Below are 2,356 nucleotides of genomic sequence, written 5' to 3'. Positions count from 1 at the left end.
CGCGGCAGGTGTCCGCAGCCTGGGCGGGCTGGACCGCCCTGCTGCCCGGGGGCGCGGGCCCGGCGCCGGTGCTGGCCGTGGAGCTCGTCTGCCACCTCACCGTCGACGGGCACCCGCTGTCGGTGCCCGCGGTGGCCCGCGCGCTGCGGGCGGCCACCGCGGCGGGGATCCCGACGGTGCTGACCAACGCGGTGCGCTTCCGCGAACCGGGCGATGCCGTCGCCGCCGACCTCGGCGACGCGGTGGCCGCGCTCGTGGACCTGGAGAGCACCACCACGCTGGCCCCCAACGCGCAGGCGTGGCTGAAACCCCCGGCGCTGGTGGAGGCGGTGGCCGCCGCGGCCGCCGCGGCCGCCGCCCTCGGCGCCGACGGTGCGCGCCGGCTGCTGGCGCGCACGCAGGACGTGGCCGACCGCTGCCGGCTGGACCCGGCGGCCGACCTCGGCTGGGGCGTGGCGCGGGTTCCCGAGGCGGACGTCCTCGGGGTGCGCGGGGACGCGGTGGGGGAGCTGCGCGCCCGCTGCGAGGCGGGCATCGCCGACCGCCACCCCGGTGCGCGCGGGGCGCAGCTGCGCCGGTTGCACGAGCGGCTGGAGGCGGAGCTGCGCGTCATCGCCGAGCTCGGCTACGGCCCCTACTTCCTCGCCGTGGACGAGGTGGTCCGCCTGGTGCGGCGGATGGGGGTGCGCATCACCGCGCGCGGTTCGGCCGCGGGCAGCGTGGTGACCTGGCTGCTGCGCATCTCCGGCGTGGACCCGGTGGCCAACGGCCTGCTGTTCGAGCGGTTCATCTCGCTGCGCCGGGAGACCCTGCCCGACATCGACGTCGACGTGGAGTCCGCCCGCCGCCACGACGTCTACCGCGAGCTCGCCTCCCGGTTCGGGCACGAGCGGGTGGCGCTGATGTCGACGACGCAGGCCTACCGCGGCCGCGGTGCCGTGCGGGACGCCGGCCTCGCCCTCGGGGTGGACCCCGGCGTCGTCGACGAGGTCGCCAAGAGCCTGCGCGGCGTGGACGCCCGCCACCTGCGCCGGGCCCTGGCCGAACGCCCGGAACTGCGGGAGCTGGCGGCGCTGGTGCGCGCCGACCGGCAGCTGGACCTGCTCGTGGACGTCAGCGCGTTCCTGGACCGGCTGCCGCGCAACGCGTCCCTGCACCCGTGCGGGGTCGTGCTGTCCGACGCCTCGCTGCTGGACCGCACGCCCGTGCAGCCCTGCGGTGTCGCCGGGCTGCTCGCGAGCCAGTTCGACAAGGACGACATGGACCCGATGGGCTGGCTCAAGCTCGACGTCCTCGGGGTGCGGATGCAGTCGGCGATGGCCCACGCCCTGGCCGAGATCGAGCGCACCGGGCCACCGGCGCCGGGGGGCGGCGGTGTGGACCTCGAGGCGATCGCGCTGGACGACGCCGCGACGTGGGAGCTGATCCGCTCCACGCAGACCCTGGGCGTCTTCCAGGTCGAGTCCCCCGGGCAGCGGGAACTGCTGGGCAAGTTCCAGCCGCAGACGTTCGAGCACCTCGTCGTCGACGTGGCGCTGTTCCGGCCCGGGCCGATGGCCAACGACATGGTCACCCCGTTCCTGGAGGCCCACCACGGCTGGCGCCGGCACCCGCTGCCCCACGAGGACCTGCGCCCGATCCTGCGCGACACCCACGGCGTGGCGGTGTTCCACGAGCAGGTGATGCGCATCCTCGACGTCTTCACCGGGTGCGGTCTCGCGCAGGCCGACGTGCTGCGCCGCCGCCTGGGGGACCCCGCCGGGCGGGCGGAGGTCGAGGGTTTCTTCCGCGACACCGCCACCGCGCGCGGTTACACCGCCGACGTCGTGGAACGGGTCTGGCGGGTCCTGGAGGGCCACGGGGGTTTCGGTTTCGCCCGCGCCCACTCCGCGGCGTTCGCCCGCACGACGTACGAGTCGGCGTGGCTGAAGGCGCACCACCCCGCGGAGTTCCTCGCCGGTCTGCTCGAGCACGACCCGGGGATGTACCCCCGCCGTCTGCTGCTGGCCGAGGCGCGCCGCCTGGGCGTCCCGCTGCTGGGCGTCGACGTGCAGGTCTCCCGCGAGGCGTGGCGGGTGGAGGTGCTGCCCGACGGCCGCCGCGGCATCCGCGCCGCCCTCAGCGGGGTGCGCGGCATCTCCGCCGCCGAGGTCGCCCGCATCGTCGGGCAGCAGCCCTTCGCCGATCTCACCGACCTGCGCGTGCGCGCCCGCCCGCACCGGCCGGTGCTGCGGCGGCTGGCCGCCGTGGGGGGCCTGGACGCCCTCGCCGGCGTCGGCCGGCCCCACCCGGTGACCGCCCGGCTCGTCACCGGCGGCGACCTGCTGGCCCGCCTCGAGCGCACCCTGGCGCGGGA

General features: G+C 76.9%; 1 protein-coding gene. It reads left to right on the top strand.

Annotation, left to right across the window (positions count from 1 at the left end):
* The coding region (locus tag ABEB16_RS19625; RefSeq protein WP_345713887.1) for a helix-hairpin-helix domain-containing protein at window positions 1-2,356 on the top strand (2,356 nt) is incomplete at both ends.

Origin of the sequence: Kineococcus glutinatus (assembly GCF_039542765.1) — a bacterium.
Lineage (GTDB): Bacteria > Actinomycetota > Actinomycetes > Actinomycetales > Kineococcaceae > Kineococcus_A > Kineococcus_A glutinatus.
This window is presented reverse-complemented; position numbering and strand designations above follow the sequence as displayed.